The sequence below is a fragment of the Mesorhizobium sp. M0478 genome, from assembly GCF_040321305.1.
Taxonomy (GTDB): domain Bacteria; phylum Pseudomonadota; class Alphaproteobacteria; order Rhizobiales; family Rhizobiaceae; genus Mesorhizobium.
In genome coordinates this window covers 44,957-61,376 of record NZ_JAMYRH010000003.1, presented here as the reverse complement: position 1 = coordinate 61,376, position 16,420 = coordinate 44,957, and the positions used below count along the sequence as shown (strand labels likewise).

General features: G+C 63.3%; 12 protein-coding genes and 1 tRNA gene. 8 read left to right on the top strand and 5 right to left on the bottom strand.

Annotated elements, in window-relative coordinates; genetic code table 11:
• Positions 1-8: 8 nt before the first annotated feature.
• On the bottom strand, positions 9-1,130 hold the full coding sequence (gene mutY, locus NKI64_RS08180; protein WP_352667487.1) for an A/G-specific adenine glycosylase: 1,122 nt from the start codon (positions 1,128-1,130) through the stop codon (positions 9-11).
• Between the two features lie 50 nt (positions 1,131-1,180).
• Here mutY and NKI64_RS08175 point away from each other — a divergent pair, with 50 nt between their 5' ends.
• The 4 genes from NKI64_RS08175 to NKI64_RS08160 all read left to right on the top strand — a co-directional run bounded on the left by NKI64_RS08175 (position 1,181) and on the right by NKI64_RS08160 (position 7,651).
• Positions 1,181-1,687 carry a DUF721 domain-containing protein gene (locus NKI64_RS08175; protein ID WP_031203552.1) on the top strand — a complete coding sequence of 169 codons (507 nt, stop codon included), beginning with the start codon at positions 1,181-1,183 and terminating at the stop codon, positions 1,685-1,687.
• Between the two features lie 167 nt (positions 1,688-1,854).
• Positions 1,855-2,583 carry a DsbA family protein gene (locus NKI64_RS08170; protein WP_031203554.1) on the top strand — a complete coding sequence of 243 codons (729 nt, stop codon included), beginning with the start codon at positions 1,855-1,857 and terminating at the stop codon, positions 2,581-2,583.
• 69 nt (positions 2,584-2,652) lie between these two features.
• Positions 2,653-6,111: a chromosome segregation protein SMC gene (gene smc, locus NKI64_RS08165; protein ID WP_352667483.1), complete on the top strand. Its 3,459-nt coding sequence runs from the start codon at positions 2,653-2,655 to the stop codon at positions 6,109-6,111.
• Between the two features lie 1,231 nt (positions 6,112-7,342).
• Positions 7,343-7,651, top strand: coding sequence for a hypothetical protein (locus NKI64_RS08160; protein ID WP_023670691.1), 309 nt, complete (start codon positions 7,343-7,345; stop codon positions 7,649-7,651).
• 117 nt (positions 7,652-7,768) lie between these two features.
• Here the strand turns inward: NKI64_RS08160 and NKI64_RS08155 are convergent.
• Both NKI64_RS08155 and NKI64_RS08150 read right to left on the bottom strand, forming a co-directional pair.
• Positions 7,769-7,843, bottom strand: a tRNA-Gln gene (locus NKI64_RS08155).
• Positions 7,844-7,953: 110 nt separating this feature from the next.
• A complete protein-coding gene (locus tag NKI64_RS08150; RefSeq protein ID WP_023670692.1) occupies positions 7,954-8,298 on the bottom strand; it encodes a VOC family protein in 345 nt (114 codons plus the stop codon).
• Between the two features lie 215 nt (positions 8,299-8,513).
• On the opposite strand from NKI64_RS08150, the gene ppdK reads away from it, so the two are divergent.
• The 3 genes from ppdK (at position 8,514) to NKI64_RS08135 (ending at position 13,352) form a co-directional block, all read left to right on the top strand.
• Positions 8,514-11,219 (top strand): pyruvate, phosphate dikinase, encoded by a 2,706-nt coding sequence (gene ppdK, locus NKI64_RS08145; protein ID WP_023830279.1) that lies wholly within the window; start codon positions 8,514-8,516, stop codon positions 11,217-11,219.
• Positions 11,220-11,391: 172 nt separating this feature from the next.
• A complete protein-coding gene (locus tag NKI64_RS08140) occupies positions 11,392-12,492 on the top strand; it encodes a glycosyltransferase family 9 protein (RefSeq protein ID WP_352667480.1) in 1,101 nt (366 codons plus the stop codon).
• Between the two features lie 89 nt (positions 12,493-12,581).
• Positions 12,582-13,352 (top strand): polysaccharide deacetylase family protein, encoded by a 771-nt coding sequence (locus tag NKI64_RS08135; protein WP_050485822.1) that lies wholly within the window; start codon positions 12,582-12,584, stop codon positions 13,350-13,352.
• Positions 13,353-13,517: 165 nt separating this feature from the next.
• On the opposite strand, the gene NKI64_RS08130 is transcribed toward NKI64_RS08135, so the two are convergent.
• The gene (locus NKI64_RS08130; RefSeq protein WP_352667477.1) at positions 13,518-13,907 is read right to left on the bottom strand and encodes a DUF427 domain-containing protein; all 390 of its coding nucleotides are present in this window, start codon (positions 13,905-13,907) and stop codon (positions 13,518-13,520) included.
• A 160-nt stretch (positions 13,908-14,067) separates the two neighbouring features.
• A complete protein-coding gene (locus NKI64_RS08125; protein WP_023670697.1) occupies positions 14,068-14,427 on the bottom strand; it encodes a hypothetical protein in 360 nt (119 codons plus the stop codon).
• A gap of 312 nt (positions 14,428-14,739) precedes the next feature.
• On the opposite strand from NKI64_RS08125, the gene NKI64_RS08120 reads away from it, so the two are divergent.
• Positions 14,740-16,368 (top strand): fatty-acid--CoA ligase, encoded by a 1,629-nt coding sequence (locus NKI64_RS08120; protein WP_352667474.1) that lies wholly within the window; start codon positions 14,740-14,742, stop codon positions 16,366-16,368.
• The last annotated feature ends 52 nt before the right edge of the window (positions 16,369-16,420 follow it).

The window sequence follows — 16,420 nt, the reverse complement described above, 5'->3', positions numbered from 1 at the left end:
AGCGAATGCTAGTCAATGGGGCGGTGCTTTTTGGTTGCGCCCGGTATCGCTGCTTCGATGACCTTTTTCATGACCGTCGGCAGCGCTTCTCCGGAAATGTCATGGGCCAGCGACCAGAAATGCCCTTCCGGCGCATCACTTTTCACTTGAGCGTGAAAAACTTCGAGCTCGAGCGCGAAATGGGTGAAGACATGCGCGATCTCTCCAGCGCGCCGCCAGTCGGCAGGGAAGGGCGCTGCCTCCGAAGTGGTTGCACCGTCGATCCGTGCTGTCCAACCTGTGGTCGGCACCTCGGTCATGCCGCCGAGCAAGCCCTTGTCAGGCCGCTTGCGCAACAGGATGGCGCCGTCGCCGCGCTCGGCGACGAAGGCGGCACCCCGCCTGAGTGGTTTGTCGACCTTGGGCAGGCGGACCGGAAAGCGCTCGGGGTCGCCGGACAGGATGGCGCTGCAATCCTCGCGCACCGGGCACAGCATGCAGCGCGGCCGTCTTGGCGTGCAAATCGTGGCGCCAAGGTCCATCATTGCCTGGGCGAAGTCGCCCGCCCTTGTCTGCGGAACCAGTCTTTCGACGAGCGCGCGGATTTCAGGCTTTGCCTCGCTGAGCGGCGTTGCGATCGAATAGAGCCGCGAGATGACACGTTCGACATTGCCGTCGACGACCGCCGCCGGACGGTCGAAGGCGATCGCCGCGATCGCCGCCGCCGTATAGGCGCCGATCCCCGGCAATTCCCTCAATCCCGTTTCGTTGTCGGGAAAACGGCCGCCCTGGCTCGCAACCAGATCGGCGCAGGCCTTGAGGTTGCGCGCTCGTGAATAATAGCCGAGCCCGGCCCAGGCCTTCATCACATCCTCGGCCGGCGCAGCCGCCAGCGCCTTCACATCAGGCCATTTCTCGACAAAGGCGCGAAAATAGGATTTTACCGCTTCGACCGTGGTCTGCTGCAGCATCACTTCCGAAAGCCAGATGCGATAGGGGTCCGGCCGTGCACCGCCGGCCGCGGCGTGCGGCGTGATCCGCCACGGCAGTTCGCGATGGTGCGCGTCGTACCAGGCAAGCAGACGCGCGGCGATCTCTCCCGATAGAGTTGGTCCGGATGCGGCCTTGCGGGTCTGTTCGTGCAGTGCCATTGATCGCGGGCTGGCTCTAGGCTGGTGAGGAGCGTGGCTGGAGAACGTACATGGCAGGGAGAACGCCTTACGGCAATCCCGTTCCGGTGAGCGATCTCGCGACCGCGATCCTCGACCCCGTGCTGCGCAAGCGGGCCGGCATTTCGATCGGGCTGGTGCAGTCATGGGAAGAGATCGCCGGCCCCAGGCTCGCCGGCCATTCGCGCCCCGAAAAAATCCAGTGGCCGCGCCGCATGCATGAGGACGATCCGTTCGAGCCGGCGGTGCTGGTCATCGCCTGCGAGGGCATGGCCGCGCTGCACCTACAGCACGAGACCGGCGAGATCATCAACCGCGTCAATGCCTTTCTCGGCTTCAACGCGATCGGCAGGATCCGGATCGTGCAAAAGCCGGTGCTGGGGGACAAAGCCCGGCCGAAACCGTCGCCGAGAGCACTGACTCCTGTCGAAAAGGCCAAATTGTCCGATACCGTCGGCAAGATCGAGGATGAAGGCTTGCGCGCCTCGCTGGAGCGTCTTGGCGCCACAATTCTTGGCCAAAGGAAGCGGCCAAGGTAATCAACTGGAAATCAGTCGGTCATGAACGCGTCATCTATCTCGCGCATTCGTGATCCTGCATGTAGAGTTTGGCGATTGGAATGGGGACGGCGATGCCTTAATTCCCGCCAACTCTCGCCTTTTCTAGCCTTTGCGTTGCAAAATCAAACCACAGTCAGGTGATTCGCATGAACCGTAGCTTGTCCCGCAGAAACCTCCTGTCTTCGCTGGCCGTCATTCCGGCAGTGGCTATGCTCGCCGCATGCAGCGATTCAGGCGAGGATGCCAAAGCAGCGGATGTGAAGCCTGCGGCTCCCGCGCCTGCTTCGACGCCTGCCACGCTGGCCGCCGTCAAGGTCCCGGAGTCTTCCGGCAATGTCGACATGGCCGAACTGCTGAAGCCCGGCGCTTTGCCCGACAAGCAGCTCGGCAAGGATGACGCCAAGGTCACCATCGTCGAATATGCCTCGATGACCTGCCCGCATTGTGCGCATTTCGCCGCGACCACCTTCCCTGAGTTGAAGACGAAGTACATCGACACCGGCAAGGCGCGTTACATCCTGCGCGAATTCCCGTTCGATCCAAGCGCCGAGGCCGGTTTCATGCTGGCGCGCTGTTCGAAGGACAATTATTTCCCGATGGTCGATGTGCTGTTCAAGCAGCAGGCCAACTGGGTCGGCGTCAACAATACCAAGGATGCGCTGCTGCAGATCTCCAAGCTCGCCGGTTTTACACAGGAGTCCTTCGAGGCCTGCTTGACGGACCAGAAACTTCTGGACGATGTGAGATCGGTCCAGAAGCGCGGCGCCGATGAATTCAAGGTCGACTCGACGCCGACCTTCTTCATCAACGGGAAAACCTACAAAGGTGCGATGTCGATTGAGGAAATATCGGCCATCATCGACCCTCTGCTCTGACGTCCAGGCGGCGCCGGAGCGACTGCGCTTCGGCGTCAGCGCACCTTTGTGCCTTATAGGCAGGCGCGAATGAAGTTTTCGCGCCTTCGCCTCCTCGGCTTCAAATCCTTCGTCGAACCCGGCGAGTTCGTCATCGAACGCGGCCTGACCGGCATTGTCGGGCCGAATGGCTGCGGCAAGTCGAACCTTGTCGAGGCGATGCGCTGGGTGATGGGCGAAAGCTCGTACAAGAACATGCGCGCGTCCGGCATGGACGACGTGATCTTTTCCGGCTCGGGAACGCGCCCGGCCCGCAACACCGCCGAAGTCACGCTGTTCCTCGACAACTCGGACCGCACCGCGCCCGCCGCCTTCAACGACGCCGATGAATTGCAGGTGTCGCGCCGCATCGAGCGCGAAGCCGGCTCGCTCTACCGCATCAACGGCAAGGAAGCCCGCGCCAAGGACGTGCAGCTTCTGTTCGCCGACCAGTCGACCGGCGCGCGCTCGCCTTCCATGGTCGGACAGGGCCGCATCGGCGAACTGATCCAGGCCAAGCCGCAGGCGCGCCGCGCGCTGCTCGAAGAGGCCGCCGGCATTTCCGGCCTGCACACGCGCCGTCACGAGGCCGAGCTTCGGCTGAAGGCGGCCGAACAAAATCTGGAACGGCTGGACGATGTCGTCGGCGAACTGGAGAGCCAGATCGAAAGCCTTAAGCGCCAGGCGCGCCAGGCATCGCGCTTCAAGAACCTGTCGGCCGATATCCGCAAGGCGGAAGCCACGCTCTTGCATCTGCGCTGGACCTTGGCCAAGACCCAGGAGGGCGATGCGCGTTCGGCGCTGGCGGTTGCCACAGCTCTGGTCGGCGACCGCGCCGCCGCCCAGATGGCTGCCGCCCGGGAGCAAGGCATCGGCGCCCACCGGCTGCCGGACCTGCGTGACGCCGAGGCCGCGGCTGCCGCCGCCTTCCAGCGCCTGTCCATCGCCAAGGCGCAGATCGAGGAGGAGGCAGGCCGCATCCGCGCCCGCCAGGCCGAACTCGAGCGCCGGCTGCAGCAGCTCGACGGCGACATCGCGCGCGAGGAGCGCATGGTCCGCGACAATGCGGATATTCTTGAGCGCCTGCGCGAGGAAGAAGCCACGCTCAATTCCGAAAATGCCGGCGCCGCCCAACGCGAGGCCACGACGCGGGCCGCTTTCGAGCAGGCCGGCGCAACGCTGTCGCAGAGCGAAGCCAAGCTCGCTGCGCTGACCGCCGAACGCGCCGAGGCCGCCGCCGCGCGCAATCAGATCGAACGAACGCTGCGCGAAAACGCCGAACGCCGCGATCGCTTTGCCCGCCAGCTGGCCGATGTCGACCGCGAATTGTCCGAGATTGTGTCGAAGATTGCGGGCTTGCCCGATCCCGCCGAGAAGCGCGCTCTGGTCGAGGACGCGCTCGCCCGGTTGGAGGAGGCCGAGGCCGGCGCCATTGCTGCCGAACAGGCGGTCGCCGAGGCGCGCGCCACCGAGAGTGCCGCCCGTCCGCCGCTGCAGGATGCCAGGGCCGAACTCGCCGGCATCGAGACCGAAGCCCGCACGCTGGCCAAGATCCTCAATGCCGCCAGCGGCGATCTTTTCCCGTCGGTACTGGAGCAACTCAGCGTCGAACGCGGCTATGAGACGGCCCTCGGTGCTGCGCTTGGCGAGGATCTCGACGTGCCGCTCGACCGCAGCGCGCCGGTGCATTGGGGCGAAAGCCAGGTTGAACCAGGCGATGCGGCTTTGCCGGAAGGCCTCAAGAGCCTCGCCAGCGTGGTGCGCGCGCCTTCGCAGCTTGCCCGCCGGTTGGCGCAGATCGGCATCGTCGATGCGGCGGACGGCAAACGCCTGCAGACGCTGCTTGCCCCCGGCCAGCGGCTGGTCAGCCGTGACGGCGCGCTGTGGCGTTGGGATGGCTTGACCGCCAGCGCCGATGCACCGACCGCGGCCGCGCAGAGGCTGGCGCAGAAGAACCGGCTGGCCGAGCTCGATGCCGAGGCGGTGCAGGCGACGCAGATGATGCGTGAGGCAGAGGCTGCCCTTGCCCAGGCCGAACAGGCGCTGCGTGAGGCGAGCGAGGCCGAACGCAACGCCCGCCAGGCCGGGCGCGATGCCCAGCACGGCCTGGACGCCGCCCGCAGCGCGCTGGCCGAGGCCGAAAAGGCCGGTGGCGAGCTGGCAAGCCGCCGCGCCGCCCTGGACGAGGCGCGCGCGCGAATCGTCGACAGCCATGAAGAAACGGCCGCCGCCTTCGCCGAGGCCGAAATGCTGCTGCAGGACGCCCCCGATCTCGGCGACCTGCAACTTCAGCTCGAACAGACCGCCGCCAATGTCAGCCGCGATCGCGCAACCTTGGCCGACGCGCGTGCCGTCCATGAAGGCCTGCGCCGCGAAGCCGAGGCGCGCACGCGCCGGCTCGATGCCATCGGCGCCGAGCGCAGCAACTGGCTGCAGCGGGCCGAAAACGCCTCGACGCAGATCGCCTCGCTCGGCGAGCGCAGGGCCGAGGCCGAGGCCGAGCGCGAAACGCTGGCCGACGCCCCCGACGAGATCGACGCCAGGCGCCGCGCGCTGCTGTCGCAGCTGACCGAGGCAGAGACCTTGCGCAAGGCGGCCGCCGACCGCTTGCAGGAGGCCGAGACCAAGCAGGCCGAGCTGGACAAGGCCGCCACCGCGGCGATCCAGTCGCTGGCCGATTCCCGCGAAACCCGCGTCCGCGCCGAAGAGCGATTGACCGCCGCCGACGAGCGCCGGCTCGAGGTCGAGGCGCGCATCCAGGAAACGCTGAACACGCCGCCGCATTTGGTCATCCGCCATACCGGCCTGGAAGCCGACAGCCCGATGCCGGAAATGGCCGACATCGAGCGCCAGCTCGACCGGCTGAAGGTTGAGCGCGAGCGGCTCGGCGCCGTCAATCTACGCGCCGAGGAAGAGCAGAAGGAACTGTCGGACCGGCTGGAGGCCATCGTTTCCGAGCGCGAGGACATCATCGAGGCGATCCGCAAGCTCAGGCAAGCGATCCAGAGCCTGAACCGCGAAGGCCGCGAACGGCTGCTTGCCGCTTTCGAGGTGGTCAACGGCCATTTCCAGCGGCTGTTCTCGCATCTGTTCGGTGGCGGCACGGCCGAATTGCAGCTGATCGAATCCGACGACCCGCTCGAAGCCGGGCTCGAAATCCTGGCCCGTCCGCCCGGCAAGAAGCCGCAGACCATGACGCTGCTGTCCGGCGGCGAGCAGGCGCTGACGGCGATGTCGCTTATCTTTGCGGTGTTCCTGACCAATCCGGCGCCGATCTGCGTGCTCGACGAAGTCGACGCGCCGCTCGACGATCACAATGTCGAGCGCTTCTGCAATTTGATGGACGAAATGGCCGCGACCACCGAGACGCGCTTCGTCATCATCACCCACAACCCGATCACGATGGCGCGCATGAACCGCCTGTTCGGCGTGACCATGGCCGAGCAGGGCGTCAGCCAACTGGTCTCGGTCGATCTGCAGGCCGCCGAGGCGATGCGCGAGGCGAGCTGACGCAGCATGCTTTGTTGATTTCGTCGGCGATGGCGTCGATCCGACTGTTGCAATAGGACCGTCGCCCTTGCGACCTGCTTGCGACGCGCATTCTGTAAGGTTCGAAGAGAAGGAATTTAAGCGCCACCTGAGAGCGAACGCCAAAGCCCACATGCAAAGCGCCCGGCCAACGCGAAAGCGAGGCCTACAAGGCGCAGATGGCAATAGGCTCCGACCGCAATTCAGCTGCCACGTTTATCGGAAGCCCAGGAAGCTCAGTATCGCAATCACGATAACGACTGCTCCGATGAGCCAGATTATGTTGTTCACCGTATCTCTCCCGAACTAGTTGCTGGGAGTGAACTCGTAAGAGCCTACTAATGTTCCCGCATTTTCTGCGTCGAAACAAAATGGCGGCCATCGCTTCGTCGATTGCCAGACCAAGGTCCGAACAGGGTATGACTGAAGTCCTGACGTCGGAGCCATAGGCCTGAAGGCGGGCAACCTATGCCCTCCCGATACATTGGAACCGGGCTGCCGAGCATGAGTCCCTTCATCGGTGGTCAATCGGGTGCCCGCCATTCCTGAGAGGTTAGCGGGCACCCGATTGTCGTGACACCGCCAACGGCGTGCGTTTCAATAGCGAGGCTAACAGTGACCTTTGTCCAGAGATCTGTGCGTGACGGCGCAACCCGACCCGCAAACGACAACGACAGTCCTGCGGAGGTTTCTTCCGTTCTTGACCTCATACCATCGGCTGACGACGACAAGGTCGCTGAGCTTGTCAGGCGAACAGAGCGCCTGGCAATCGCAGTGGTTATCGGAATCGCGGTTCTGCTGATCTTGGCGCCGGTGGTTTACCTTGCACTTTCTTACGGGATCTGAGACGGCCCGACTTAGGCGATCTAAGATGGCCTGATTGGTCTCGTAAATCTCACAAATTGTGCCGACGGTCTTCCTCGCAAGACGGGTGTTTCCCGTCACAGATCAGGAGATCGAACGCGACGACATAGAAGGGTCCTGTGCAGCGCTCCTTTGTCGAGTGGCGTAACCCTGGTGGTCGGCTTGAAAGAGCGCCTTTACCAGAAGTTGCCAACAGGAGCTGCTGTCGCAACTTCTTCTTTCGATACGCCGTGTTGCACGGGAGCAGCCGTCACTGATCGCGCCCGTGGACCGACGACGCTACTCGGAACCAAAGGGATGGGACGCGGTTATCCCCGCGAAGGGATAATTAGCAGGTGGAGATATTACAATGAAAACAATGATCGTGAGCGCCTTGGCGCTGTTCATTGCCATGCCGACGATAGCTCCGGCAGCCGAAGCTGACGTGGTCATCACGACCCACCATCGACATCATCACAGGAGCGTAAAGGTCATCAATGACCAGGGTCAACGCCTTCATCACCGCAGACACGGCACGGTTGCCTTCTACGACCACGGCCGCAGACATCATCGCCGGGATACGGTCATCGTGACCGGCTCGATCGAGCGCAGCCATCATCGCTATTATCGACATCATCGGCATCATCCCGTCGTCATCCAGGACGACAACGATTACTGATCCTCTCCGCACGGCCCCGGCTCTGTCAACGGAGTCGGGGTCGCGTGGGAGTCAGATAGCTCCTGACGGCAGCCATCGATAAGGTCGGTAAATCATTGATTCCAAAGGCATGTGATTTGGCTGGGGCGCCAGGATTCGAACCTGGGAATGTCGGTACCAAAAACCGATGCCTTACCACTTGGCGACGCCCCAGCAAGCGAGCTTTGCCCGTTGCGCGCGGCCTTATAGGACGAGCGGCACGAAAGCTCAATGCCGAGTTGGCCACTGTGCAAAACTGATCCACCGCTTGGCGCGGGGACGCGCTATTCGCCCCAGACCGCCAACTCGTTGCCAGCGGGATCGGTGAAATGGAACCGCCTGCCGCCCGGGAACGAGAATATCGGCTTGACGATCGTGCCGCCGGCGCTTTCGACAACGTCGAGCGTTGCTTCCAGATCCTGCGAATAGAGCACCGGCAATGGTTTCGCCGGCGCCTCCGCTGCATCGGCCTGGAAGCCGCCATCGAGCCCTTCGCCGAAGGCCGAATAGGTCGGCCCGTAATCGGTGAACGACCACGAGAAGGCGGCGCTGTAGAAAGCCTTGACGCTGTCCAGCGTCGCGCCGGTCGCGGGCAGTTCGAGATAGTCGAGTTTTCCGTTGAGTTTCATCACGCTGCTCCCAACTTGTTCCCTATATGTTCTATATCCTGGGCAGCGATCCGGCAAGTCTTTTCGACGCAGCTTTTGCTTAATCGATTGTAGTCGCCGGGCTTCGCTGCCACACCTTGCCTTTCGCACTGCAGCATAATAACGCTCGGGTCGGAACGCGGGGGAACCGGGTCTTGGCCCCGGTGTTCTATCTTCCGAGGACTTGGAGGGCGAGCATGACCAAATGGGTCTACACCTTCGGCGATGGCGCCGCGGAGGGACGTGCGGGCGACCGCAACCTTCTCGGCGGCAAAGGCGCCAATCTGGCCGAGATGTGCAGTCTTGGCCTGCCCGTGCCGCCGGGCTTCACCCTCACCACCGAAGTCTGCAACGCCTATTACGCCAACGGCAACAGCTATCCGGCCGCGTTGCAGGCCGATGTCGTCAAGGCGCTGGACCATATCGGGCAGCTGACGGGGCGCCGTTTCGGCGATCCGTCGAAGCTGCTTCTGGTCTCGGTCCGCTCCGGGGCCAGGGCCTCGATGCCGGGCATGATGGACACCGTGCTCAATCTCGGCCTCAATGACGAGACGGTCGAGGCGTTGGCAGCCGATTCCGGCGATGCCCGCTTTGCCTATGACAGCTACCGCCGCTTCATTCAGATGTATTCCGATGTCGTCATGGGTCTCGACCACGAAGTGTTCGAGGAAATCCTGGAGGACCAGAAGGCGAGCCTCGGCCACGAGCTCGACACCGAACTGACAGCGCAGGAATGGCAGAGCGTCATCGCCCTTTACAAGGCCAAGGTCGAGGAGGAACTCGACAAGCCGTTTCCGCAGGACCCGCACGAGCAGCTGTGGGGGGCGATCGGCGCGGTGTTTTCCAGCTGGATGAACAACCGCGCCATCACCTACCGGCGCCTACACGACATCCCGGAAAGCTGGGGCACGGCGGTCAATGTCCAGGCCATGGTATTCGGCAACATGGGCGAGACGTCGGCCACCGGCGTCGCCTTCACGCGCAACCCCTCGACCGGCGAAAAGATGCTCTATGGCGAATTCCTGGTGAACGCGCAGGGCGAGGATGTCGTAGCCGGCATCCGCACGCCGCAAAACATCACCGAGGCGGCGCGCATCGCCGCCGGCTCCGACAAGCCGTCGCTGCAGAAACTGATGCCGGACGCGTTCCGGTCCTTCGTCGACATCTCCGACCGCCTGGAACAGCACTACCGCGACATGCAGGATCTCGAATTCACCATCGAGCGCGGCAAATTGTGGATGCTGCAGACGCGTTCCGGCAAGCGCACCGCCAAGGCGGCGCTGAAGATTGCCGTCGAAATGGCGCGCGACAAGCTGATCACGACGGAGGAGGCGGTCGCCCGCATCGATCCCGCCTCGCTCGATCAGCTGTTGCATCCTACCATCGACCCCAAGGCCGCGCGCGATGTCATCGGCGTCGGCCTGCCGGCTTCTCCGGGCGCCGCGACCGGCGAGATCGTCTTCTCGTCCGCCGATGCCGAGGATCTGAAGACGCAAGGTCGCAAGGCAATCCTGGTGCGCATCGAAACCAGCCCCGAAGACATTCACGGCATGCATGCTTCAGAAGGCATCCTGACCACGCGCGGCGGCATGACCAGCCACGCCGCCGTGGTCGCGCGCGGCATGGGCAAGCCTTGCGTTTCGGGCGCCGGCTCGCTGCGTGTCGACTACAAGGCCGGCACGCTGATGTCGATGGGCCAGACCTTCCGCAAGGGCGACATCATCACCATCGATGGTAGCAACGGCCAGGTGCTGAAGGGCGCCGTGTCGATGCTGCAGCCGGAACTGTCGGGCGATTTCGCCGCCATCATGGAATGGGCCGATGCGGTGCGCCGCATGAAGGTGCGCACCAATGCCGAGACGCCGCTCGATGCGCGCATGGCGCGCTCCTTCGGCGCCGAAGGCATCGGCCTCTGCCGCACCGAGCACATGTTCTTCGACGGCGAGCGTATCGTCGCCATGCGCGAGATGATCCTGGCCGATACCGAGAAGGACCGCCGCACCGCGCTTGCCAAGCTGTTGCCGATGCAGCGCTCGGATTTCCTCGAACTGTTCGAGATCATGGCCGGCCTGCCGGTGACGATCCGGCTGCTCGATCCGCCGCTGCACGAATTCCTGCCCAAGACGGAAGCGGAGGTGGCGGAGGTCGCCGCCGCCATGAACGTCTCGCCCGACAAGCTCAGGCAGCGCACAGAAGCCCTGCATGAGTTCAACCCGATGCTCGGCCATCGCGGCTGCCGTCTCGCCGTCTCCTATCCCGAGATTGCCGAGATGCAGGCGCGCGCCATTTTCGAGGCAGCCGTCGAGGCCGGCAAGAAAGCCGGCGCGCTGGTCGTTCCCGAGATCATGGTGCCGCTGGTCGGCCTGGTGAAGGAGCTCGACTACGTCAAGGCGCGCATCGATGCGGTCGCCAAGGCTGTCATGGACGAGACCGGCGTCAAGATCGACTATCTCACCGGCACGATGATCGAGCTTCCGCGCGCGGCGATCCGCGCCCACGTCATCGCCGCTACGGCCGAGTTCTTCTCCTTCGGCACCAACGATCTCACCCAGACCACTTTCGGCATCTCGCGCGACGACGCAGCATCCTTCCTCGAGACCTATCGGCAGAAAGGTATCATCGAGCAGGACCCGTTCGTCTCGCTCGACATCGAGGGCGTCGGCGAACTGGTGCGCATGGCTGCCGAGAAGGGCAGGGCGACGCGGCCCGACATCAAGCTCGGCATATGCGGCGAACATGGCGGCGATCCGGCCTCGATCCGCTTCTGCGAAGAGGTCGGCCTCGACTATGTCTCGTGCTCTCCCTACCGCGTGCCGATCGCAAGATTGGCCGCAGCCCAAGCCGCGGTGCAGATTGCCAAAACAGCAGTGCCGCGCCCCAAAAAGAGCGCCGCGGCATCCTGATTTCGACACAGTCCTTTCGGTATCGATGAAACGGCCACCCCTGGGTGGCCGTTTGGCGCTAAGCTTACGATTTTGTAAGCAAATTCACGCTGATGTGCGCGCCCCAACACGCAATCCCGACATCGTTTCTTCCCAATTTCACGGCCCCCCAACCCGCCGGTGCCGAGAAAAGATGTTACAGATTTCGCCCAGACCCTTCCGCTCGATCCTGATTATCCAGACCAAGTTCATCGGCGATATTGTTCTGTCCTCCACGCTCGCCAAGAACCTGCAGCTCGAATATCCCGGTGTCAGGATCGTCTTTCTCTGCGAGGCGCGCCTCGCCAGTTTCGTCACCGCGCACGGCATCGCCGCCGAGGTCGTCAGCTTCCGCCGCGCCGCCATGCGCGGCACCCCGCTGGAGCGTGGGCGCGAGCTCTATTCTATGATCAGCAAGCTGCGCCAATTCCGTTTCGACCTGACCATCGACCTCACCGATTCAAAGACATCGCGGCTCATCGTCAGGTTCCTCAACGCCAGCACCCGCATCGGCTACAATCCTCCGGAAAGGCCGCTGCGCTGGCATGAGCGCCAGCCCGCCAATGTCTTTGCTGAGCCGTTCGGTTTTGGCGAACGTCACTATCTCTACCGCTACCTTTCGCCGCTCGAGCCGCTCGGCGTCGACCTGCGCGTGCGGGTGCCGTCGATTCGGCCATTGCCGATGGAGACGGCGAGGGCCCAGGCATTGCTGGACAAACACCATTTGCGGCCAAACGGCTTTATCGCGGTGCATGCCGGCGCAAGTTTTCACGGCCGGCGCTGGCAGCATGAACGCTTTGCCGCCGTGATCGACACGATTTCGCGCGAAACCGGACTGGATTTCGTACTCGTCGGCGGCCCTGACGAGCGCAAGCCGGCCGAGCAGATCCTCGCCAGTGCCGCGTCGATCATCAACCTCGTCGGCGCGCTGTCGCTGGAAACGCTGCTGGCGGTGTTGCAGCAGGCGCGGCTGTTTGTCGGCAATGAGAGCGGCCCCATGCACATGGCAGCAGCGGCCGGAACGCCGGTTGTCGGCCTGTTCGGCCTGACCAGCCCGACCGTCTGGGGACCGGTCGGCGTGCCCAGTCTCGCCTTGCAGCCATCCATGCCGTGCAATTGCGTGGCGGGCAGCCTGTGCAATCCGCTCGATCCCAGCAAGGCCTGCTGTGTCTGGCGCCTCGAGGTCGAACCGGTCGTCGCGGCCGTGCGCGAAGTCCTGTCACGCACGCATGTGGAACTGGAACACGCCGTCTGACGGTGCGCGGCGGTCACATTGTCGGGATATCAGCTTTCTCACGGCCACTATCCCGATTTCCGCCTTGTTGCGGGTCCTGGGATGCGGCTATGACAGCGCCGATTCTCAGACAAGACAGGCATCCCTTGCAAAAGCTGTTTTGCGCCTTGGCGCTATCTATCGTGGCCGTGTCCTCGGCCCAGGCTGCGCCGCTTGTCGAGCCGGCGCTGCATCTGAAGGCTGAGGACGGTAGCAGTGTCGGCCGCGTCGCGCTTACGCTCGACGCCTGCGGCGGCCAGACCGATACGAGGATCCTGTCGGCGCTGGTGGAGAACCGGATTCCGGCGACGATCTTCGTCACCGGTATCTGGCTGAAGCGCAACGCCGCCGCCGTCGAGATCATGCGCGCGCATCCGGACCTGTTCGAACTGGAAAACCATGGCGGCCATCACATCCCGGCCGTTGACACGCCGCGCAAGATCTACGGCATCCGCAGCGCCGGCAGCCCGGAAGCGGTGCAGGCCGAAGTCGAATCGGGCGCTGCCGCTCTCGCTGGCACCGGCGAGCCGGCGCCGAAATGGTTTCGCGGCGCGACCGCCGAATACAGCCCGTCGGCTATCGCCATGATCCGCAAGCTTGGCTTCAAGGTCGCCGGCTTTTCGATCAACGGCGATGGCGGCTCGTTGCTCGGCGCAAAAGAAACTGCCCGGCGCATCGCCGCCGCCAAGGATGGCGATGTCATCATCGCCCACATCAACCAGCCGACCCACGCTGCCGGCGAGGGCGTCGTGCAAGGTCTGCTCGCGCTGAAGGCCAAGGGGCTGATGTTCGTGCGGCTGGATGACGCCGACGGTGTCGGCAACGACGGGACGACTGATTAGGATCAGGCGGCGGCAGGCAGTTTCATCGCCTTTGGACTGACGTCGCCGACGTTTGAGATTAACCGAGGCCTCTGAGCTTCGTCATCCCAGGATGAAACAGGAGCGAAGCTCCGTCGCGAAGACCCTGGGATGACGAAGCGAGCAACGGCGGCTTGAGTCGCTTGCTCAGGCCGGTGCTGCTTCGATCGTCACCCTGTCGGGATAGAAGGCGCCGTGGTCGCGAATCTCAGCCATTTCGTCGAAGGGCTGCTCATAGCCCCACATTGCGTCCTTGCCGGTCTCGCCGGCCGGCAGCACGCTCCAGTAGCTGGCGTCGCCCTTGTAGGGGCAGTGGGTCGACAGGGTGGTTTTGCCGAGCTGGGTGAAGTCGATGTCTTCGAAGGGGATGTAGAATGCCTGGCGGTAGGGCGGTTCGGACAGAAGCTTCGCCCGCGTCGATGAGGCGATCACCGTATCGCCGGCACGCACGACCACGGTACCGCGATAGGGTTCGACGGTGATGACCTTGCCGGGATTGCTCTGAAAGCCGGGGGCGGGGTTGGTGATCTGGTCCATGCGGGGTTCTCCTTGTTCGATTGGGAGCACAGTCCGATTGAGAGCGTGCGGGATTGCTTCCCATGTCTCTAAAATGTGTCTGGAGAACCCGTTGCGCAAGCCTTCGCCAGTAGCCCAGAGCTGGCCTTCCGATCACTAAAAACGATTCCGCGTGGAATGCTCAGGCTGCGGTCTTGAACACGTCCATGAGGCCGGCATAGGCCGCGGCAATACCGGCTACCGGGTTGGTGCTTCTTGACGTCGTCTCGACCTTCAGTGGGCCGCCGCCTGTCGGCAAGGTGAGCAGCAGGAACTGGCGATTGCCGCCGTCGCCGATCGATGCGGCGGCGACATGCTGGCCTTCGCCTTCGTTCTGGACGCACATTTTGAACAGCAGCGTGCCGCCGACCGCTTCAAGGGCGCCGCCGACCACCTCGACAAATTCGTCTTCGGAGACCTTTTTGGCCTCCGGCACGAGATCGGCCAGACTTGCGGCAAGCGTGTCTTCAAGCTCTTTGTCGTCGAGTTGAATATCGTCCAACTGCACGTCTTGGGCCTCGCTGTCATCCAGCTGCCTGTCGTCGATCTGCCTGTAATCAATCTGCTTGCCGTCGATCTGCTTGTCGTCGAGCTGCGTGTCCATGCGAACCTCTTTCAGTCGCCAATCCGCACCCCTACCCCGTTAACGAACCTTAACGTCGACGATGGCCGGATTGTGGCGGTTTTCCCCGCCTTTCGATCACTGCTTGCTTCAGCCGTTAACGGTTGGAGACGTGACGACTGGACAATCCGTCCGTTCGTCCCACAATGGAACAAAAGACGGGAAAAACGAGGAAGCAATGGGAGGAACCAGATGCTCGGACTGATGCAGGAATGGCCGCTGCTCTGCCACAAGCTGATCGACAATGCCGAGCGGCAGCACGGGACGCGCGAGATCGTCTCGCGCTCGATCGAAGGTCCTGTCGTTCGCACCACCTATGCTGAAGTTCATCGCCGCGCCCTCAAGGTCGCTCAACGGTTGGAGCGCGATGGCTTTGTGCTCGGCGACCGCATCGCGACCCTGGCCTGGAACACGGCGCGCCACATAGAGGCCTGGTACGGCATCATGGGCATCGGCGCCATCTACCATACGCTTAACCCGCGTTTGTTCCCCGAGCAGATCGTCTGGATCATGAACAATGCGCAGGATAGAGGGATCTTCGTCGACCTGACCTTCATGCCGCTGCTGGAAAAGATCGCCGGCGCGGTCAAATCGCTGAAAAAGGTGATCGTCCTGACCGACAAGGCGCATCTGCCTGAAACGACGCTGCCGAATGTGGTTGCCTATGAGGACTGGTTGAACGAGGCCGATGGCGACTTCGCCTGGAAGGTTTTCGGCGAAAACACCGCAGCCGGCATGTGCTACACCTCCGGCACGACGGGCGATCCCAAAGGTGTGCTCTACAGCCACCGCTCGAATGTGCTGCATGCCATGATTGCTGCCATGCCCGACGCCATGGGCCTCTCCGCGCGGGACACGATCCTCCCCGTCGTGCCAATGTTTCATGCCAATGCTTGGGGCCTTGGGCAGAGCGCGCCGATGATCGGCGCCAAGCTGGTCATGCCCGGTTGCAAGATGGACGGCGCCTCGATCTACGAGCTGCTCGACACCGAGAAGGTGACCTTCAGCGCCGCCGTGCCGACCGTCTGGATGATGCTGCTGCAGCATCTGGAAGAGACCGGCAAGAAGCTTCCCTATCTCAGCAAAGTCGTCATCGGCGGCTCGTCCTGCCCGCGCGCCATCATCAGGAAATTCCAGGACAATTACGGTGTCGAAGTCATCCATGCCTGGGGCATGACCGAAATGTCACCGCTCGGCACGCTGTGCACTATGAAGCCGCAGTATCAAGCGCTCGAGGGCGAGGACCGGCTCGATATCCAGGGCAAGCAGGGCTACCCGCCCTTCGGGGTCGAGATGAAGGTGACGGATGACGACGACAAGGAACTGCCTTGGGACGGCAAGACCTTCGGCCGGCTGAAGGTGCGCGGTCCAGCCGTCGCCAGCGCCTATTATGGCGGCGTCGGCGCCGAGCAGTTCGACAAGGACGGCTGGTTCGACACTGGCGATGTCGCCCATATCGAGTCCGGCGGCTACATGCAGATCACCGATCGCGCCAAGGACGTCATTAAGTCGGGCGGCGAGTGGATATCGACCATCGACCTGGAGAACCTCGCCGTCGGCCATCCCGATGTCGCCGAGGCCGCGGCGATCGGCGTCCATCATTCGAAATGGGGCGAGCGGCCCTTGCTGGTCGTGGTCGCCAAGCCCGGCAAGGAGCCGAGCAAGGACGATATACTGGCGTTCATGGACGGCAAGGTGCCGAAATGGTGGGTGCCCGACGACGTCGCTTTCGTCAGTGAAATCCCGCACACCGCCACCGGCAAGATCCAGAAGATCACCTTGCGCAAGCAGTTCAGCGACTACCGCCTGCCGACGGATTGACCGGGACCGTGCGTTTCCTTGACCTTCAAGCTACCGGCGGCAAAAACCTTAG

Excerpts from the sequence above, each read along its gene's own strand:
- ppdK (WP_023830279.1), top strand. The coding sequence starts at position 8,514 with ATGACCAAATGGGTCTACACCTTCGGCGATGGCGCCGCGGAGGGACGT.
- NKI64_RS08140 (WP_352667480.1), top strand. The coding sequence starts at position 11,392 with ATGTTACAGATTTCGCCCAGACCCTTCCGCTCGATCCTGATTATCCAG.
- NKI64_RS08120 (WP_352667474.1), top strand. The coding sequence starts at position 14,740 with ATGCTCGGACTGATGCAGGAATGGCCGCTGCTCTGCCACAAGCTGATC.
- NKI64_RS08160 (WP_023670691.1), top strand. The coding sequence starts at position 7,343 with ATGAAAACAATGATCGTGAGCGCCTTGGCGCTGTTCATTGCCATGCCG.
- mutY (WP_352667487.1), bottom strand. The coding sequence starts at position 1,130 with ATGGCACTGCACGAACAGACCCGCAAGGCCGCATCCGGACCAACTCTA.
- NKI64_RS08170 (WP_031203554.1), top strand. The coding sequence starts at position 1,855 with ATGAACCGTAGCTTGTCCCGCAGAAACCTCCTGTCTTCGCTGGCCGTC.
- NKI64_RS08175 (WP_031203552.1), top strand. The coding sequence starts at position 1,181 with ATGGCAGGGAGAACGCCTTACGGCAATCCCGTTCCGGTGAGCGATCTC.
- smc (WP_352667483.1), top strand. The coding sequence starts at position 2,653 with ATGAAGTTTTCGCGCCTTCGCCTCCTCGGCTTCAAATCCTTCGTCGAA.
- NKI64_RS08150 (WP_023670692.1), bottom strand. The coding sequence starts at position 8,298 with ATGAAACTCAACGGAAAACTCGACTATCTCGAACTGCCCGCGACCGGC.
- NKI64_RS08130 (WP_352667477.1), bottom strand. The coding sequence starts at position 13,907 with ATGGACCAGATCACCAACCCCGCCCCCGGCTTTCAGAGCAATCCCGGC.
- NKI64_RS08135 (WP_050485822.1), top strand. The coding sequence starts at position 12,582 with ATGACAGCGCCGATTCTCAGACAAGACAGGCATCCCTTGCAAAAGCTG.